Genomic DNA, 17,189 nt, shown 5'->3' with positions numbered 1-17,189 from the left:
GCGAAAGAGGTCCACCAGGGATTTGCAGTACTGGACGACCGCGGCCACTTTGTGCGGCGCGGTCTTGCCACTGCGCACGACCACCAGGTCGAGCTTCGGGCTGATGAGGATGCGCTGCCCGCCCATCCCGCTGCAGTAGAAGATGCCGAGGCTGCCGGGGATGACCCAGAAGTGGGCGCCGTAGATTCCCTCGGACTGGGCCGAGGGCGTGCGCGAGTAGTCGACCCAGCCCTCGGGCAGAATCCGCTCGCTTTCCCAGAGGCCGTCCCGCAGGTACAGATAGCCGAAGCGCGCGAAGTCGCGCGGGCTGCAGTAGCAGTGGCTGGAGCCGATGAAGTTCCCGGCCGGGTCGAACTGCGGATCGGCACTCTTCATGCCCAGCCGATCGAAGAGTTCGGTCTTCATGAAAGCCAGCATCTGCGCCGGGTCGCCCCCCAGCGTCTCGCTGACCAGGCGAGCCAGCAGATTGCTACCGCCGCTGTTGTAGTTCCACCGCGCCTCGGGTTCCTCCAGATAGGGAAGCCCCGCGGCGAAGGCCGCCACGTCCTTCTTGCCGTCGCCAAATAGCATCGGGATGACGTCCGATTCGTCCTCGGGGTAGTAGCGCACGGATCCCCCACCCAGGTGCTCGGCCTCGCGGAAGCGCAGTCCGTCGACCATGCGCAGCATCTGATCGATGCTGATGCGGGTACGGGGATCGTCGGTCGCCCACTCCTTCACCGGAATCGCTTGCGCGATGTCGAGCTTCCCCTGGCGAACCAGGATCCCTATCAGACTATTGGTGATGCTCTTGGCCATCGACCAGGAGAGGAAGGCATCGTCGGGTCCGGCGTCGTGGGCGTAGCGCTCAGCGACGATCGCACCGCGCTGAACGATCACCACGCCGTGGGTTCGATCGAGATCGTCGGGCTCCGGGTCCGAAAAGGCGTGATCGAGCAGGGCCTCGAGCGCCGCGGCATCGACGCGCGGATCGAGCGGGGCCTGGGGCCAGGCCTGAGTCGGCCAGGGGAGATCGCGAGGGTGGGAAGGAAGCGGCAGGAGCTTCGTCGTCTGGGGGCTGGAGGCTGTGTTCGTCATGCCGAATAGCATACCCGTTATTGATTTTCGTTGACTCTGGGCGGGACTCCGCCTAGCATCTCGATCGCAATGATAATTCTCCTGACAAAACGAAGATGAGTCGAGCGATCCAGCTCCTCGGGCTCTGCCTGGGTGTGCCGCGGCGCACGCGGACCGCCGTGGATGCCGCAAGTTCGACTCCCATCGGCAGAGGTGCGTTTGGCACCCGCTCGCGCGCCCATGGCGAGGGGAACCCCGATGGTGATTGACTGAGCCCTAGATAACGACCGGACTGCACCTGATCCGGCCTTCTGGGGCAACCAGAAGGCCGTTTTTTTGTGCCCAGCGTCCCGAAATCGGACGCAGAAGAGGTCAGGACGATGACGACAGCAGCCCAGGAGAACGATCTCCAGATCATCCAACGCTACACGGGTCAGCCCGCGGGCCTGCCCCGGGAGCTGAGACAGCGAATCGAGCAACTCTGGCAGGGTCAGCCGATCCAGCTCTACGCACTGGCCGACCTGGACGGCTCGATGCAGCTCTGCCGCACGTGGGTCGCGCTGGGTCCCGAGCACGTCGCGCTGGTGAAACAGCCGGAAGGAACGACGGACCCGGAGATCCTCAGCTTCGCGCGCTCGCGCATAACGGCGGTGCGGGAAGCCCCCGGCCTGTCGTGCAGCGTGCTCAGCATCCTGGGGGAGCCCGGAGAACCGGGGCTCGCAACCCTGCGCTACACGCATCGCCAGCGCCGCGCCATGGAGAACATCCGCTTCGTGCTCGAGGAGCAGCTCGAAGGGCGTGCCGTACCGACCGGCGACGGCGATCGCGAGTACATCGACGGTCTGGCCCGGCCGATCCGCGACGCCCAGGCCCTGGTGGCCAGCCGCGAACTGGCCGTACTCTGGCGGCTGCTCTCCTATCTTCGCCCGTACCGCCGCCAGGTTGCGCTGGGCATGTCGGCCGCAGCCCTGATCACCGTCTTCAGCCTGATTCCTCCGTACCTGGCGGGATACCTGATCGACGAGGTGATCTCACCGGTCCAAGACGGCCTGCTCCCGCGCTCCCAGGGTGCGCGCGTGGCCTGGCTGGCGGTGGGCACGATCGCGCTGACGTACCTGATGCGACAGCTCTGCGCCTTCGTGCGCCTGCGCTACATGTCGACGCTGGGCGAGTGGGTGGCGCGCGACCTGCGCACCGATCTGTACGACCACCTGCACACGCTCTCCCTCTCGTTCTTCTCGCGCAAAAAGACCGGTAGCCTGATCACTCGCGTCAGCTCCGACACCGACCGGCTCTGGGAATTCCTGGCCTTCGGCATCGTCGATGTATCGCTCTCACTGGTCATGTTGCTGGGCCTGGGCATCGTGCTGATCCACCTGGACTGGCAGCTCGGTCTGGTCATGACTCTGCCCGTGCCGATCCTGTGCTGGGCGATCTATCTGTATGGCGAGCGCCTGAACCAGCTCTTCCTGCGCGCCTGGCGCAAATGGTCGAGTGTGACCGACGTGCTGTCGGACACGATTCCGGGCATGCGCGTGGTGAAGGCCTTCAATCAAGAGGAACGCGAGAAGGGGCGCTTCGGCCACCGGAACTACGACGTGACCGACGAGTTCAATCGCATCCACCGCCTGTGGACCAAGTTCTGGCCGGCGCTGATGCTGGCGATCCACTTCATGGCGCTGGGTGTGTGGATCTTCGCCCTGCCCCGGCTACTGGGCGGAGTCGACGGTTCACCGCCGACCCTCAGCTCGGGAACCTTCGTGTCGTTCCTGCTCTACACCACGATGTTCGTGGCGCCGATCGAGATCATCGGTCAGATGGCCCGAATAACGAATCGCGCGACCAGCTCTGCGCATCGCGTGTTCGAGGTACTGGACACCCAACCCGAGGTCGTCGATGCATCTCAGCCGGTGCGCCTGGAGCCGATCCGGGGCCACGTGAGTTTCGAGAAGGTGAGTTTCGGCTACGACGGACTGCGGCAGGTGATCCGCGGCATCTCCTTCGAGGTGAAGGAGGGTGAGATGGTCGGCCTGGTCGGGCCTTCGGGCGGCGGCAAGTCGACCGTCGCCAGCTTGATCGCGCGCTTCTACGACGTGACCGGAGGCACGGTGCGCATCGATGGCGTGGACGTGCGCGATCTCGACAGCGGTCATTTCCGCCAGCAACTGGGCATGGTGTTACAGGATCCCTATCTGTTCCACGGCTCAGTCCTCGAAAACATCCGCTACGGCGCCGCGGACGCCACGACCGAGGAGGTGGTGCGAGCCGGGCGCGCGGCCAACGCCCACGACTTCATCTGCAAACTCGAGCACGGCTACGACACGATCGTGGGTGAGCGCGGCCACACACTCAGCGGCGGCGAGCGCCAGCGGGTTTCGATCGCGCGCGCGATCCTGTCCGACCCGCGAATCCTGATCCTCGACGAGGCCACCAGCAGCGTCGATACCGAAACCGAGCGCAACATCCAGGAAGCCCTCGACCGACTGACCGCCGGCCGCACGGTGATCGCGATCGCGCATCGCCTGTCGACGTTGCGCCGCGCCGACCGCTTGTTCGTGATCGAAAAGGGCCGGATCAGCGAGCGCGGCACGCATCAGGAACTACTGGCCGACCCCAGCTCCACCTACAAGCGCCTGCACGACATGCAGCGCGAACTGGCGCACGGCGCCTGAACTTCAAAGGAAGAACCCATGAATCTCGAAAGACGAACCGAGACCCGGACTCCGGAAAAAGTGAAGAAGGCCGATCACCGGCTTGCCACCCACCCGTCGCTGCATCTGCAGCGGCGGGTCGACGGTCAGCTCTGGGCGACGAAGGGCGAACAGACCCGACCGGTGTGGGTGTGTCGCTGCTTTCCGTGGTCCGATCCGGGCACGCAGATATCGCTACGCGACGAAGAAGAAGACGAGTTCGCACTGGTTTCCGATCCCTCGAAGCTCGACTCCGGCTCGCGCGAAGCCCTCGAGCTTGCGCTGGTCGAGGCCGGTTTCGTGCTGGAGATCCTCCGGGTCGACGAATGCGAAGAAGAAGTGGAGATCCGCACGTGGAAGGTGCAAACCCGACAGGGCGAGCGTCGCTTCCAAACACGCAGGGATGACTGGCCCCTGCCCATACCCGGAGGAGGACTCTTGATTCGCGACGTAGCGGGCGATCTTTTCCTGGTAAGGGAGCCCGACGAACTCGATCGGCACAGTCGCGGCCTGCTCTGGGCCTTTGTCGACTGAAATCCAGATCCGGGAAGGCGTTGGGGTGCGGGCGGAGGCTCAGCCCGGCGCCACCTGGTCCAGAAAGCGACGGATGCGCTCGAAATAGGACCGACCCCCGACGAGCGTCGTGTCGTTATGCCCCGCTCCCACGATCGTTTCGAAAGCTTTGGGTTCGGGCGCGGCTTCGAAGAGCTTCTGTCCGAGCACATAGGGAACGATCTCATCGCGGTCTCCGTGAAAGAAGAGCAGCGGAGCCCGCAGTTTCGAGATCTTGCTCTCGGAGTCGAATCGGCCATTCAGGAAGGGCGCGGCGGGCGGCAACATCGAGCGGGTCATGCCCGACACCGAAGTGAAGGTGCTCTCCAGGATCAGACCGGCAATTCCGCGCTCCTGTACGAGGTCGACCGCCACGGCCCCTCCGAGCGAGCGCCCAAACACCGCGATGCGATTCTCCGGAAAGCCGAGCTCATCCATCAGATAGGCGAGCGCGGCCCGCGCGTCGGCATACACACCGGCCTCTCGCGGAGTCCCTTCGCTGAGTCCGTATCCGCGGTAGTCGAGCAGCAACACACTGGTTCCCAGGGCGACGAGTTCGGCTGCATTGGGCAGGCGATGCGAAGCGTTGCCGGCGTTGCCGTGCAGGAATAGCAGCGCACGCGTCGCCCCCTGCGCGGGCAACCAGAACGCGTGGATCCGCACGCCATCTTCGGTTTCGAGAAAGACGTCTTCGCCGACCAGGCCCACCTGCTCCGGTCGCAGATCCACCCCGGGCGTGGGCTGGAAAATCATACGATCGATGATTCGGCTCCACATGAAGAACACCCCTACGAGGGCCGCCCCGAATAGAACCAGAGTCGGCATGCGCTGCATGGAACCATGGTATCGATCCGCCCGGGTCTGAGCGAGGCGGTTTTCAATCGTGCGCGGCTTACGCGTCGTGGAGTTCTGCGATGGCGATGCCGCTTTCCCCGGCGACGGCGTAGAGCAGATAGGTCCGCCCGTTCTCTTCGAAGATCGCCGGGTCGCGCAACTGGTTCACGTGGCCGGGCGCCACGCCGCGCCTCGACGGCTCGAGTGCTGCGTCGGCGCCCTCCCAGGCGCGTTCGGGGCGCAATACCTCGATCGGCTCGGACTGGGCCCAATCCTGCCAGGGAGCAGAGAGGTCGATTGTCGAACACAGGATGCGCTCGGGTGCCTCGCCGACCTGCGTCCAGAAGACGTGCAGTGTGGCGCCGCGTTTTTTCAGAGCGCTATGACGCATATGCGGATTGAAGAGCAGCCGACCCTTCTCGAAATCGACCCGCCCGTCCCGCGAGCGGTACACCTGCCCCGGCATGGCCAGCGCGTAGACGAATCCGCCGTGCGCAATCACCCGAAAGTAGCTCTTGCCCAGCACCTGCAGCCGCGCTTCGAAACTCAGACCGTCGCGCGAAAGGCCCGATTGAGCCGATGCAAATCGAACAAACGCCCCTCGAAAGACTCTAAGTATGAAACAACGAAACCCGTTCCCCGGATCGTCCTCACTCTTGATACGATCCGCCCTCCTCCACTTCTCATCCCCGACCCCATCTCAGACCCCAGACCAGTAAGGAGTCCGTCCTTGAAGCAACGTCGCGTCAGCCGTGTCCCCCAGCCCGAATACATTTCCGTGCGCAGCGAAGCCGACGACAAAGAGGAAGCGAGGCTGCTCAGCTTCCTGGTGAAGTCATCTTTCCGAATCGCGGACGTGGTCGAAGACCTCAGTGCGTTGTACTGCAGGACCGGACGAGCGCTCGAATCCGTACCCCATCTGGAAAGGGCACTGGATCTGGCCGAGACGGAACTCATGCGCGCACGCCTGTTGCTGACGCTGGGACGCGTGATGGAGCACGCGCGTGACTACGAAGCCGCCGCTCATTTCTACCGGCTCGGCTGCGACCAGGACAGCGACGGCGATGACGTGCACTACTGGCTGCTCAACAACCTGGGCTTTTGCCTGAACCAGCTGGGCGAACACGGCGAAGCCCTGGAGCACTGTCAGGCCGCGATCGAATACGACCCCTCGCGCCACAACGCGGCAAAGAACTGGGGCGTTGCCTTCGAAGGACTGGGCCGCTGGGCGGACGCGGCACTGGCCTACCTGGTGGCCGCGGAAGTCGCTCCCGATGATGGCCGTTCGCTGATGCACCTGGAACATTTGCTGGCCGCACATCCGGAAATCCTACGGGACGATGCGGAGATAGAAGAGCGCGTGGAAGAGTGTCGCGAAACCCGGGAGACGCTTCGCAAGCAGATGCACTGAGCCCGGGACGGAGATCAGCGCCGGGGCCGGCGCAGACTACGCGCGTAGGCGGCCTTCAGAACTTCCGGTGTTTTCGCGGGAGCGGTGCAGAGTCGATCGGGATGCGGTCGGATCCCGACGCGACCCAGATCCAGGCGATCGGAGTCCCAACAGACCTGAACGCTGACGTCGGCCCGCCGATGTCCGTTGGTATGCTCGCGACAGGCGATTTCCAGAAGCCTGAGCTCAGCCGGTTCGAGCGCGAAGAAGCGACCGTTGATCTCCCGAACCAGATCCGCGGCACGCGCACCGTGTTCGGGATCGCGACTGTCGTTTTCACGACGCAGGTCGTGGAGGAATGCGAACAACTCCACGACCCGGGCGTTGGCTCCCAGCAATCGAGCCAACACAAGTCCGTTGTAGCGGACCCGAGCCCAGTGAGACACCCCGTGAATCCCGCGCCAGTCGAGCCGAAACTCGGCTTTCAGGAATTCCAGTAGATCGCCGGAGAGGATTTGCGACTTGTTCATGAGAAACGCCCGAGCGGGCCGCCCTATCCTCTTGGATCGATCCAGATCGGGGAGGACCAGACGCGTTCTCGAATACTGGCGGGCACGCGCGGATCGGGGGGCATGCCCAGGCGGATCGCGTCGTAGGTAGACCAGCGACAGGTCGGATTCTGCAGGGCTCGCACGTAGTAGAAAGCGCCCTGGTCAGGATCGAACTCGGGGTCCTTCCAGGCCGCAATCAGCTCGCCCGCACCTTTATCGCCTAGCGTCTGGCAGGTCGTCAGATCGACGGACGCGCCGTTGTCCGGGCAGCGCTGGGTGGTCGGGTCGACCTCCAGACCGTCTGAACAGGCGACGTCCCAGACTTTTTCGTGTGTCGATCCGTCGGCGTCGATCCATCCTTTGACCACCTGGACTCGCTGGAGCGGAGCGCTCATCAGATCGGCTCCCACCCAGGCGAAGAAGGTCGGGCTGTCATTCCAATCGTCTTCCGGATAGAGGACCCCGCCCATCGGCACGCCGCCCAGGGTCGCTGTGGCGATTGCGCCGTGATCGTCGACGATGCTTTCGTCGAAACCCCATCCGGCAAAGAAGCGCAGCGTGATGCGCGGTCCCGATGTGGCGTACGCCTCTCGTCGTTTCATCCCCTCGAAGATCGCGTCCCGGGAGTTCTCTTGTGCCCACACAGCGGCGATGCCACCGGAGGTATGGAACTGCAGCGGCGTCTGATAGGGCTTGAGTTTCCGGACCTGGCGAAAGCGCCGAATGGCCGGAGAGGTCATCGCCCCGGCCTTGCCGGTAAAATCCCACTCCTCCACATCACCAGGAGCCGCGTTGTGGGTATCGGTCGCCGCAATCAGGCCGAATGCAAAAGGATTGAAGCCGAGTTCCCGGTCCATTTGGAGGCCGATCTTCAGTCCCTGTCGGATGAAGCTGGTCTGGAATGCGCAGCCCGTCGTCTGGCCCGGTTCACACGGTTGCAGGATCTGGCTGAAGGCGCATTCCTCGTCGGTCGCGCCCACGCCCAGCGCGCACTCCGAAGAACCCTTGACCTGATACATCTCCGCCAGGGGTTCCCGTCGCTTGCGCAGGCGCCAGGCCTGTTCGTCGTAAGTTCCACCGTCCCAGGTGTGACGGCTGTAGAACAACCCCCAACCCTTGTTCATGTTATGCGGGATGGTCAGGAAATCACACGGGGCGACGCAGTCCTCTTCGAGACCTCGCCAGAGTTCGATGGCGCTACCGACATTGAGAAAGGAGATGGCGTGATCGGGCAAATCATCACCATTGAAGATGACATTGCGGTGGTGTTTCCCGGCCTCCGGCAAAACGGGCGAATACTCGTAAGCGGCAAAGGTCGTCAGGACGCCCGGCTCATTGTGGCGATCGGCGAGTTCGATATAGCGAGCCCAGTCCGAGTTGCTGTCGCGATAGCATCGAGCCACTCCACCCTGGCCGCGCGTACAGATCGGCAGATTCGAGGTGGTCGGATGGTTGCGAGACTTATTCTGGTACACGCCGGCCGGTAGCGTCTTGTCTGACTCCTGCCCGTCATCTCCCCCCAATGCGCGCGCTCGAATCAACATGAACGTCAACGGATTGGGCGTCGTCATCATCCAACAGTTCAGCTTCTCGATGAAGGACAGGCCGTCGTCGTCGTCACAGCGCGTGGTCGTGCCGAAGCTCTCGGCGTGGTCCGTGATCGCGACGAAGTCCAGCGGTCGAGACAACTGCATGAGTTCCCCGCCGGCACTGCGCATCTGCTCGCCTTTGGCGAAGCGGTAGGCGTCCTCAACCGTCAGGGTGGTGCCAAACAGAGTCGCGTCAAAGCTCGCCTCGGTGTGGACGTGCAGATCGCCCCAGTAGACGTTCTTGAACGGATTGCGGGGCAAGGCCACCTGTGGCTGCGGCGCTGGGATCTGCACCCGACTGTCATCCTGCAGATCGTAGTCTGCGGGAGCGGTCTGGATCGAAGTCGCGTTGCGGATGGCGTAGAGCGATCGTCCAACGGTGAGCCAGCCAACGGCCAGGGCGACCAGAATCAAAACCAGAGAGCCCACCAGGATTTTCTTGATCACGCGTGCGTCCTTTGAAAACTGCCGACCGACTGTCTTATGGTGGGAGTATATGACGACTCGCTCAAGAGTTGGAAAGGACCCCCTGTGACCGACTCCTCTTCGTACACGCCGCCGAAAGTCTGGAAATGGGACGCCGAGAGTGGCGGGCGTTTTGCCAGCATCAATCGCCCGATCGCCGGAGCCACCCACGAAAAGGAGCTGCCCGTCGGGGAAAACCCACTGCAACTCTATTCGCTTGCCACGCCCAACGGCGTGAAGGTGACGGTGCTCCTGGAGGAACTACTGGCGATCGGCAAGAAGGGTGCCGAGTACGACGCCTATCTCATCAACATTGGTGAGGGCAATCAGTTCGGAAGTGGCTTCGTCGCGGCCAATCCCAACTCCAAGATTCCGGCCCTGGTCGACCACAGCACGTCGCCGCCGACCCGCGTCTTCGAGTCCGGAGCGATTCTGGTCTACCTGGCCGAGAAGTTCGGCGCGTTTCTGCCCGAGGAACCGTCCGCGCGGGCAGAGTGCATGTCGTGGTTGTTCTGGCAGATGGGCAGCGCCCCGTACCTGGGCGGCGGCTTCGGCCACTTCTACGCCTACGCGCCCGAGAAGTTCGAATACCCCATCAATCGCTTCGCGATGGAAGTGAAACGCCAGCTCGACGTGCTCGACCGCAACCTGGCCGAGCGAAAATTCCTGGGCGGAGACGAATACACGATCGCCGACATGGCCACCTATCCCTGGTACGGAAGCGTCGTGCTCAACAACATCTACGAGGCCGAGGAATTCCTCGAGGCCAAGTCGTATACGAACGTGATGCGCTGGGCGAGCGAGATTCAGGAACGACCCGCGGTCCAACGCGGCCGACGCGTCAACAAGGCCTGGGGCCCCGAAGAAGAGCGCGTACCCGAGCGCCACAGCGCGGCGGATCTGGACATTGCGTCGGGCGCTGAGTGACGGACGGCAACCTCGAAATCCGTTAGCCCAGGTCGTACAGCATATGCTGGCTGAGATCGCCGAATAGATCGACGAATATGTCGCGGCTCGCGAACCACCAGCGGCCGTCGATCTTGCGGAAGCGATCGTGGTAGTGACCGCAGATGATCGGCTGTAGGGCGAGCGCGTCAGTCTGCTGAAGGACCGTGTAATAGCTTCGGGACTCGCCGGTGCCCGACTCGTCATCGGCTTTCACGATTGCGTTGGTCGTCACGTGCCGGGTGCGCGGTGTGCCGTCGTCGTAGAGACGCGTCGCGGTCTGGTACATGCCCAGGACCTGCTCGCTGCCTTCAAAAGTCGCCTTCTGTTCCGCGCTCGCCCAGGCAACGACCCGCCCGTGCCGGAATAACTCGGCCACTCCGGAAAAATCGCCCGCGTCGATCCGCTCGGCGTACGTGTAGAGAAGGTTCTCGATCTCGCGTGCGCTATCCGCCATGTCGATAGCATAGCGTCAGGACGCGGCCGTGGGTCGGGCTTGGCGACCGATGAGAAACGCCGCGAGTCGGCCGGTTCACCGGCCAACAGGGCCCGGACAATCGCCGTCTCGTGAACGCGCTGCACTCCCGACTCCGGATCGAGTATGCTGGTGCCTCACTCGTCGACTGGAGGAAAGCATGACCGATAACGACGCTGCCATGCGCCAGCATGCGGCCAGCACGCCGATGCCCGAGTTTCCAGAGCCCGCATTCACCAAGCCGCCCGCTCTGCGCGACGCCAAGGTCGCCATCGTCACGAGCGCCGCGCTCGTACGCGAAGGGGGTGACCCCTGGCAGTCCGACGACTTCCACTTCGAGACGATCCCGGACGAGGCCCGCGACCTGAAGCTCGGACACCTGAGCCCGAACTTCGACCGCTCCGGCTTCGCGAGCGACATCAACGTCGTGTACCCGGTCGACCGCCTGCACGAGCTGGCCGAACGCGGGCTGATCGGCAGCGTCGCGAAACACCACTACGCCTTCGCCGGCAACCAGCCCGACACACTCTCCGAGCTGCGCCACGACACCGGACCGCAATGCGCGCGCAAGATGCTCGACGAGGGTGTGGACATCGTTCTGCTGACACCCGTCTGACCGCTGTGCCCGCGTACCGTGAGTACGCTCGCGCACGTCTTTGAAGCCGCCGGTCTCGCCACCGTCGTGCTATCCGCAATCCGACCCGTCGCAGAGAAGATGAAGCCGCCGCGCGCCCTGCACTGCGAATTCCCACTCGGCCGCCCGCTGGGCAAGCCGCAGGATGCCGAGTACCAGCACCGCGTCCTGGCCGACGCCTTCGCGCTACTCGAACGACCGACCGGACCGGTGCTGGAGGACTTCCCGGACACCATCGAAAGCGCGGACGAAGCACCGCTCGCCTGCACTCTACCTCCGCGTTACGACCCGAACCTGCCCGCCGCCGTGGACGAAGCCCAGGGTCTGCGCTCCGCCTACGATCGCGCGCTCGCCGCAAGCGGCCGCACCTCGGTCGGGCGCGTCATCGGCCCCGACGAAATCCCGGAAGCCGTCGGCGGCTTCGTACGCATCGCCGAGGGAACCCCGTGGACAGAAGCCGGCCTGCCGTCGCTGCCGATGGCCGTCGTGCAAGACATCCGCGCCTACTACGAAGAACTCGCCGTCGAACTCGCGGACGGCCCGCCGGGGGCCTGGGCCAGCGAGCGCTGGTTCTACGACGAGACCGAGGCGGGAAAAGCCATCCTGGGGGCGCGCCGCGCAATGAAGGAAGCGCAGGCGCCCTTCCCGATGTGGTTCTACATGGCGCCGGGAGCACGTGCGTAGCGGGCTTCTTGCGTGGAGGGTGTGCGAGAATACGCCGTTCACGGGCAGCTACGTGCCGCTGCAGCAAAGGAGCAAGGATCCTTGGTTGCGCTCGGTGATGCTTGAGGTACGACGCGGGCTCGATATGGACGAGAGCAGTGGGGGCTGGGGTTTGAGCCAGTGCGGAGTGTTGCGGGGCGGGGGGGTAGCTTGAGTGGCTTTGGAGACGGTGTGATGGATTTAGTGTGGGAGTGGGCCGGGAACTGACCGGAAGGAAAGAGCCCATCGTGGCTCCTCTCTTCCCGTGAGGTGAGGTGCCGACGAGACTCGGAATCCAGTAGCCTGTCAGCTTCCAGCCTCGCGGCGTCCGCGGGTGGCTCAGCGACGAACCAACAGGAACAGCCCCCCCGTTGACGCCTCTTGCAGCAAGATGAGCTACTACACCGCCGATATCCTCAGGAAGATTGACCGTCTGCGGACGTATCGGAGAGGTGAGCGTCGCGCTCCGCACAAGCCACTCCTGTTGCTCCTCGCCATCTCCGAACTGCTCCAGGGTCGGCGTCGGCTGGAATTCGCGAGAGTCGAAACTGTTCTAAGACCGTTGTTGGCGGCCTTTGCACCACCGGTTTCCGGAAGACATCAACCCGAACTCCCCTATTGGCACCTGTCTAGCGACGGACTCTGGGAAGTGGACGACGCATCATCCATGGAAAGACAGGCGAGCGGATTCCCAACCATGGCTGCACTACGTGCTTCTTCGGGACACCTTCCCGATGACGTGGCCGATCAACTATTAGCGGATCCAGCGCTCGCCCAAGAAACCGTTGAGTTGCTCCTCGAGAGGCACTTTCCTCGATCAGTTCACGACGACATCCTTGCCGCGGTAGAACTCCAGTTCGAATCAACAACTCACGTTGGTGAGCGGCCATCGGGAACGAACAAGCGCCGTCTCCGAGACCCTCGTTTCAGGGAATCAGTCCTTCGGGCGTATGAGTATCGTTGTGCGGTAACCGGATTCCGAGCAGCACTCAGCGGAAGCTACTTTGGATGCGAGGCCGCTCACGTACAATGGCACGCCTACGATGGTCCCGACATTGTCCGCAACGGAATTGCATTGGAACCCACGCTGCACAAGCTACTTGACGCCGGGGCCTGGAGTCTGACCGACGACCGCCGCGTGCTGGTTTCTGCAGAGTTTACCGGTACAGATGAAACGACCGACCGCATCCGAGCCCATCACGGCCAACCAATTCGCTCACCCCTTGTTGGAGAGTCGGAGCTGGCTTCGGAGTTCATCCGTTGGCACCGAGAGCCAGATCTCGGTGGGGTCTTCAGATCACCCTCTCTACCGCTCCCATAGTTCATTCCGAATCAGCCGATTTTCAGCTTCTGGTTCACCTCTCGTAAACACAGCGGTGCCACGAGCATCAAGGGTCCAACCGAGAAGAACTTGACTTGATCTCCTGAAACTCCTCTTTGCGGAATCGCGAAACTCGAAGGGAGATCAGGTCAGATTTTCATACGCTATGCCCACCCTGGATCGACGCGGGCTGCAAAAAGGGTGGGATTCCGCTCGCGCAGTCAGTCGCGCGCGAGTTCTAGCGAACTCCCGCGTCGTGGATCCGATGCGAATCTGTAAGCACACCAGCCTATTCCCGCCAGTAACAGTGATCTTTCGGAGGTTGGGTGCCCGCTAGCCCACACCTGCCATCTCGACTTCGGCCTGCATCGCGTATAGCCTGGGCGGATGAGCAGGTTAGAGCGCGGAGTCTTTGAGCAGCTGATCGATGATGGGCTCCTCTCCGAACTCGAAGAACTCGATGCCGCACTTACCCCTATTCGAGAACCCTTGCGGGCGGCCGACGTTGGAGATCGCCTCGCGTTTCATTTCGCACGACTCGTGGAGCGGAGCGTAGATGGACTCCCTGAGAAAGAACGGGTTGCGCGGGGCATTGCCCTCGCGCGAGGCCTCATCGAGACAATCGCAAAGGAGCTAGATCGCGATGAGATTCGACCCGGGAAGCCCGTGGCCGAAGGAAGCGTGCTACGGGCTCTCGTTGCGAAGCTCCCCAACGGTTCCCTAGAGCAGGTCGAAAGCCCCCTAATCCCTTTGCTCGACACGACCCTGCTCACGAACGCGCCGGGAGAGCCGCGTGTCGGTCATCAGATCAAGACTGAGATCTCCACCGCGCAGCGCATCGACGTCGTCATGGCATTCGTTCGCCGAAGTGGCATTCAGCCATTTCTCGAAGCCTTTCGAAAGCACTGCGCGCAAGGACGAGACCTGAGGATCCTCACCACAACGTACACCGGTTCCACCGAGAAAGAGGCCCTCGAGAAGCTCGAGTCCCTCGGTGCGAAGGTCCGGGTCTCGTACGATACAAAATCGACTCGCCTGCACGCGAAAGCGTGGCTGTTTCAGCGGAGTGGAGGTGTGTCCACAGCCTACGTCGGTTCTTCTAATCTCACACATTCCGCGCAAGTCGCAGGTCTAGAGTGGAACGTGCGTGTGTCGGGAGTCCGCAACCCGGGAGTCATCGAGAAGATTGGCGCCGTCTTCGAAGCCTATTGGGAAGGAGGCGACTTTGAACCCTTCTCTTCCTCGGAGTTCGATCGGCAGACGGCGACACGGGATGGGCCAAAAAGGCCGCTGCTATCGCCGTTAGAAGTACGGCCCTATCCCTTTCAGGAGCGGCTGTTAGAACAGATCGAGGTGGCGCGGGAGGCGGGCCGCCATCGCAACCTCCTCGTCAGCGCTACGGGAACGGGCAAGACGGTGATGGCTGCCATCGACTACGCTGGACTTCGCAAGAGAATGAAGCGGGCGCGGCTTCTTTTCGTTGCGCACAGAGAGGAGATCTTGTCGCAGAGTATGGCGACCTATGCTCAGGTGCTGCGAGACCAGGAATTCGGCGAACTCTGGGTTGGAGGCAAGGTTCCGTCACAATGGGAGAACGTCTTTGCCTCCATCCAAAGCCTGACGCGAACAGGGCTCGGTAACGTCAAACCGGACCACTTCGACGTAGTTGTGGTTGACGAGTTCCATCATGCCGCTGCCAAGTCCTACAAGACACTTCTGGAACACGTCGCACCGGTAGAACTCCTGGGGCTTACCGCGACTCCAGAGCGAGCAGATGGCCTTCCGATCCTCGACTGGTTCGACGGCAGGATCGCAGCCGAGCTTCGGCTCTGGGACGCCATTGATCAGCACCGTCTAGTGCCGTTCGTCTACTACGGAGTGCACGATGGAGTCGACCTGACACAGGTTCCGTGGAAGCGAGGGCGTGGATACGATCTGGACGGATTGTCAAACGTCTACACCGGAAACGACATCTGGGCTCGGCTTGTCCTCGACCAACTTTCGCAACGCGTTGATGATCTGTCGGAAATGCGAGCGCTCGGCTTCTGCGTCAGCGTAGACCATGCGAGATTCATGTCGCGTGTCTTCAATGAGCTTGGCGTCCCATCCGCTGCTGTTTGGGGAGACAGCCCGCAGAACGAAAGACAACAAGCTCTGAAGGATCTGAGACGAGGCGAGATCCGAATCTTGTTCTCGGTCGATCTATTCAACGAAGGTATCGACCTACCCGACGTCGACACTCTGCTGCTCTTGCGGCCCACAGATAGTCCGACGCTGTTCTTGCAGCAGCTCGGCCGCGGTCTCCGAAAGTCGAAGGATAAGTACGTGTGCCTCGTGCTCGACTTCATCGGCCAACATCGCCGGGAGTTTCGATTTGACCGCCGACTTCGGGCACTCCTAGGCGGAACACGAAAGGACGTCCAGAAGCAAGTTGAGGGGGGATTCCCGTTTCTTCCTGCCGGCTGTCATATGGAGCTCGAGCGCAAGGCACGCGACATTGTTCTGCGAAGCATCAAGGGAGCAGTTCCGGAGAAGTGGACTGCAAAGGCGGTGGAACTCAAACAGATTGCCGATAAAGGAGTGGAATCGCTCTCGGGCTTTCTCGATGAGTCGGGACTGGATCTGGAAGACGTTTACGGCGACAGGAGAGGATGGTCAGACTTGAAAGAGGCCGCCGGTCTTTCGGTGTTGGCAAATGGTCCGGAAGAACCTGTGCTTCGGAGGGCCTGCGGGCGCCTGCTCCACATAGACGATGCGGTCCGCTTGGACGGCTATCGAGAGATCCTTGCGGCTTCAGCGCCGCCGAATGTGTCCGATCCTGGTTCGAGTCGCTCACGATTAGCTCGGATGCTCGTAGCCTCAGTCTGTGATCAGGCCTTATCAAAAAGGCAGACACTTCGTGAGGGACTAGATCTCCTCTGGAGACACCCCCAGGTGCGAAGCGAGTTGACCGAACTCCTCGACGTCCTCGCCGGACGCGTCGATCACCAGCACTTCTCGCTGACGGACAATTCGCACGTGCCGCTGCAGGTCCACGCGCGGTATACACGGTTAGAGATTCTTGGGGCGTTTCGAGCGCAGAAAACGGCCAAGGTGCAAACATGGCGGGAAGGCGTCTACTGGTTGCCAGAGGAAAAAGCGGATTTGCTCGCGTTTACCCTCGACAAGACCAGCGGCCAGTTCTCGCCGACCACGCGCTATAAGGACTACGCAATCAGCACAACTCTCATCCATTGGGAGAGCCAAACCGGAGCTGGGCAGGAGACCCGGGGCAGGTACGAGAATCACGAGACGCAAGGCTCCTCGATCATGCTTTTCGCAAGGCTTCGCCAAGACGATCGAGCTTTTTGGTTCTTGGGTCCCGCCACCTACGTCGAGCATAAGGATGGAGATCCGATGGCGGTCACGTGGAAACTGAAGCATCCGTTGCCAGGTGACGTCTTTGCTTCCTTTGCGGCTGCGGTTGCATAGGCCAAGCCAGAGCGGGAAGACTAGCGGAAAGTCCGAATGCTCTAGTCAAACCCTGAATCACCACTTGACCTACTGCACTCCCAACGCCTTGCGTGGCGGCGCCTCCTGGCCTTGAACCAGGAAGACAGACAAGAAGCGCCAGCAGGTTCAGACACCTGCAAGGGCACAACGCCACCGGCGAAAATTGCACAACAGATTCGATGCCCACCCTGCCCAATCCACACTAAAGCTTCGCGGTGTAAAGCATCCTGACAAGCCCGGCGCCGATCAATATCGTCACGCCTGCGAGGGGTAGTCCCACGATGATCGAGGCGGCTTGTAGTGCGGCTACTCCGCCTACCGCGATGAGCACTGATGTCACGACCGCGAGGATCATGCCCCAGAGCGCCTGGTGTTTTGCGCTTTCGGGGGTCCCGAGAAGATGGCCGATGACCAGGGTTGCCGAGTCGAGCGATGTGATCAGCCAGGTGAAGAGCAAGAACGCTGCGATCGCGGTCAGAGCCAGGACGACTTC

The 17,189-nt window shown here is 62.3% G+C and carries 15 protein-coding genes; 8 read left to right on the top strand and 7 right to left on the bottom strand.

What is annotated here, in order from left to right; all coding sequences use genetic code 11:
* On the bottom strand, positions 1–1,077 hold a 1,077-nt coding region (locus GY725_20950), incomplete at its 3' end, for a serine hydrolase (GenBank protein ID MCP4006655.1).
* A gap of 359 nt (positions 1,078–1,436) precedes the next feature.
* On the opposite strand from GY725_20950, the gene GY725_20945 reads away from it, so the two are divergent.
* Both GY725_20945 and GY725_20940 read left to right on the top strand, forming a co-directional pair.
* Positions 1,437–3,728 (top strand): ABC transporter ATP-binding protein, encoded by a 2,292-nt coding sequence (locus GY725_20945; protein ID MCP4006654.1) that lies wholly within the window; start codon positions 1,437–1,439, stop codon positions 3,726–3,728.
* A gap of 18 nt (positions 3,729–3,746) precedes the next feature.
* Positions 3,747–4,280, top strand: coding sequence for a DUF1854 domain-containing protein (locus tag GY725_20940; protein MCP4006653.1), 534 nt, complete (start codon positions 3,747–3,749; stop codon positions 4,278–4,280).
* 39 nt (positions 4,281–4,319) lie between these two features.
* Here GY725_20940 and GY725_20935 read toward each other — a convergent pair whose 3' ends face one another.
* A complete protein-coding gene (locus tag GY725_20935; GenBank protein ID MCP4006652.1) occupies positions 4,320–5,132 on the bottom strand; it encodes an alpha/beta hydrolase in 813 nt (270 codons plus the stop codon).
* Between the two features lie 58 nt (positions 5,133–5,190).
* Complete coding sequence (locus GY725_20930) at positions 5,191–5,658, bottom strand: hypothetical protein (GenBank protein ID MCP4006651.1); 468 nt, start codon at positions 5,656–5,658, stop codon at positions 5,191–5,193.
* A 204-nt stretch (positions 5,659–5,862) separates the two neighbouring features.
* On the opposite strand from GY725_20930, the gene GY725_20925 reads away from it, so the two are divergent.
* Positions 5,863–6,543, top strand: coding sequence for a tetratricopeptide repeat protein (locus tag GY725_20925; GenBank protein ID MCP4006650.1), 681 nt, complete (start codon positions 5,863–5,865; stop codon positions 6,541–6,543).
* A gap of 14 nt (positions 6,544–6,557) precedes the next feature.
* Here GY725_20925 and GY725_20920 read toward each other — a convergent pair whose 3' ends face one another.
* Together GY725_20920 and GY725_20915 are read right to left on the bottom strand one after the other, a co-directional pair.
* On the bottom strand, positions 6,558–7,052 hold the full coding sequence (locus GY725_20920; GenBank protein ID MCP4006649.1) for a hypothetical protein: 495 nt from the start codon (positions 7,050–7,052) through the stop codon (positions 6,558–6,560).
* Between the two features lie 23 nt (positions 7,053–7,075).
* Entirely contained in the window at positions 7,076–9,109 is a 2,034-nt protein-coding gene (locus GY725_20915; GenBank protein ID MCP4006648.1) for a DUF3604 domain-containing protein, read from the bottom strand.
* A gap of 84 nt (positions 9,110–9,193) precedes the next feature.
* Here GY725_20915 and yghU point away from each other — a divergent pair, with 84 nt between their 5' ends.
* Positions 9,194–10,054: a glutathione-dependent disulfide-bond oxidoreductase gene (gene yghU / locus GY725_20910; GenBank protein ID MCP4006647.1), complete on the top strand. Its 861-nt coding sequence runs from the start codon at positions 9,194–9,196 to the stop codon at positions 10,052–10,054.
* A gap of 22 nt (positions 10,055–10,076) precedes the next feature.
* Here the strand turns inward: yghU and GY725_20905 are convergent, their stop codons facing one another.
* Complete coding sequence (locus GY725_20905) at positions 10,077–10,529, bottom strand: nuclear transport factor 2 family protein (GenBank protein ID MCP4006646.1); 453 nt, start codon at positions 10,527–10,529, stop codon at positions 10,077–10,079.
* 178 nt (positions 10,530–10,707) lie between these two features.
* On the opposite strand from GY725_20905, the gene GY725_20900 reads away from it, so the two are divergent.
* From GY725_20900 to GY725_20885, 4 genes are all read left to right on the top strand, one after another.
* Entirely contained in the window at positions 10,708–11,163 is a 456-nt protein-coding gene (locus GY725_20900; GenBank protein MCP4006645.1) for a selenoprotein B glycine/betaine/sarcosine/D-proline reductase, read from the top strand.
* Positions 11,164–11,181: 18 nt separating this feature from the next.
* Positions 11,182–11,865 (top strand): hypothetical protein, encoded by a 684-nt coding sequence (locus tag GY725_20895; protein MCP4006644.1) that lies wholly within the window; start codon positions 11,182–11,184, stop codon positions 11,863–11,865.
* Positions 11,866–12,580: 715 nt separating this feature from the next.
* Positions 12,581–13,204: a hypothetical protein gene (locus GY725_20890; protein MCP4006643.1), complete on the top strand. Its 624-nt coding sequence runs from the start codon at positions 12,581–12,583 to the stop codon at positions 13,202–13,204.
* Positions 13,205–13,591: 387 nt separating this feature from the next.
* Entirely contained in the window at positions 13,592–16,675 is a 3,084-nt protein-coding gene (locus GY725_20885; protein MCP4006642.1) for a DUF3427 domain-containing protein, read from the top strand.
* 223 nt (positions 16,676–16,898) lie between these two features.
* On the opposite strand, the gene GY725_20880 is transcribed toward GY725_20885, so the two are convergent.
* The coding region (locus GY725_20880) for a BCCT family transporter (GenBank protein MCP4006641.1) at positions 16,899–17,189 on the bottom strand (291 nt) is incomplete at its 5' end.

It is taken from the genome of bacterium (assembly GCA_024226335.1).
Lineage (GTDB): Bacteria > Myxococcota_A > UBA9160 > SZUA-336 > SZUA-336 > JAAELY01.
This window is presented reverse-complemented; position numbering and strand designations above follow the sequence as displayed.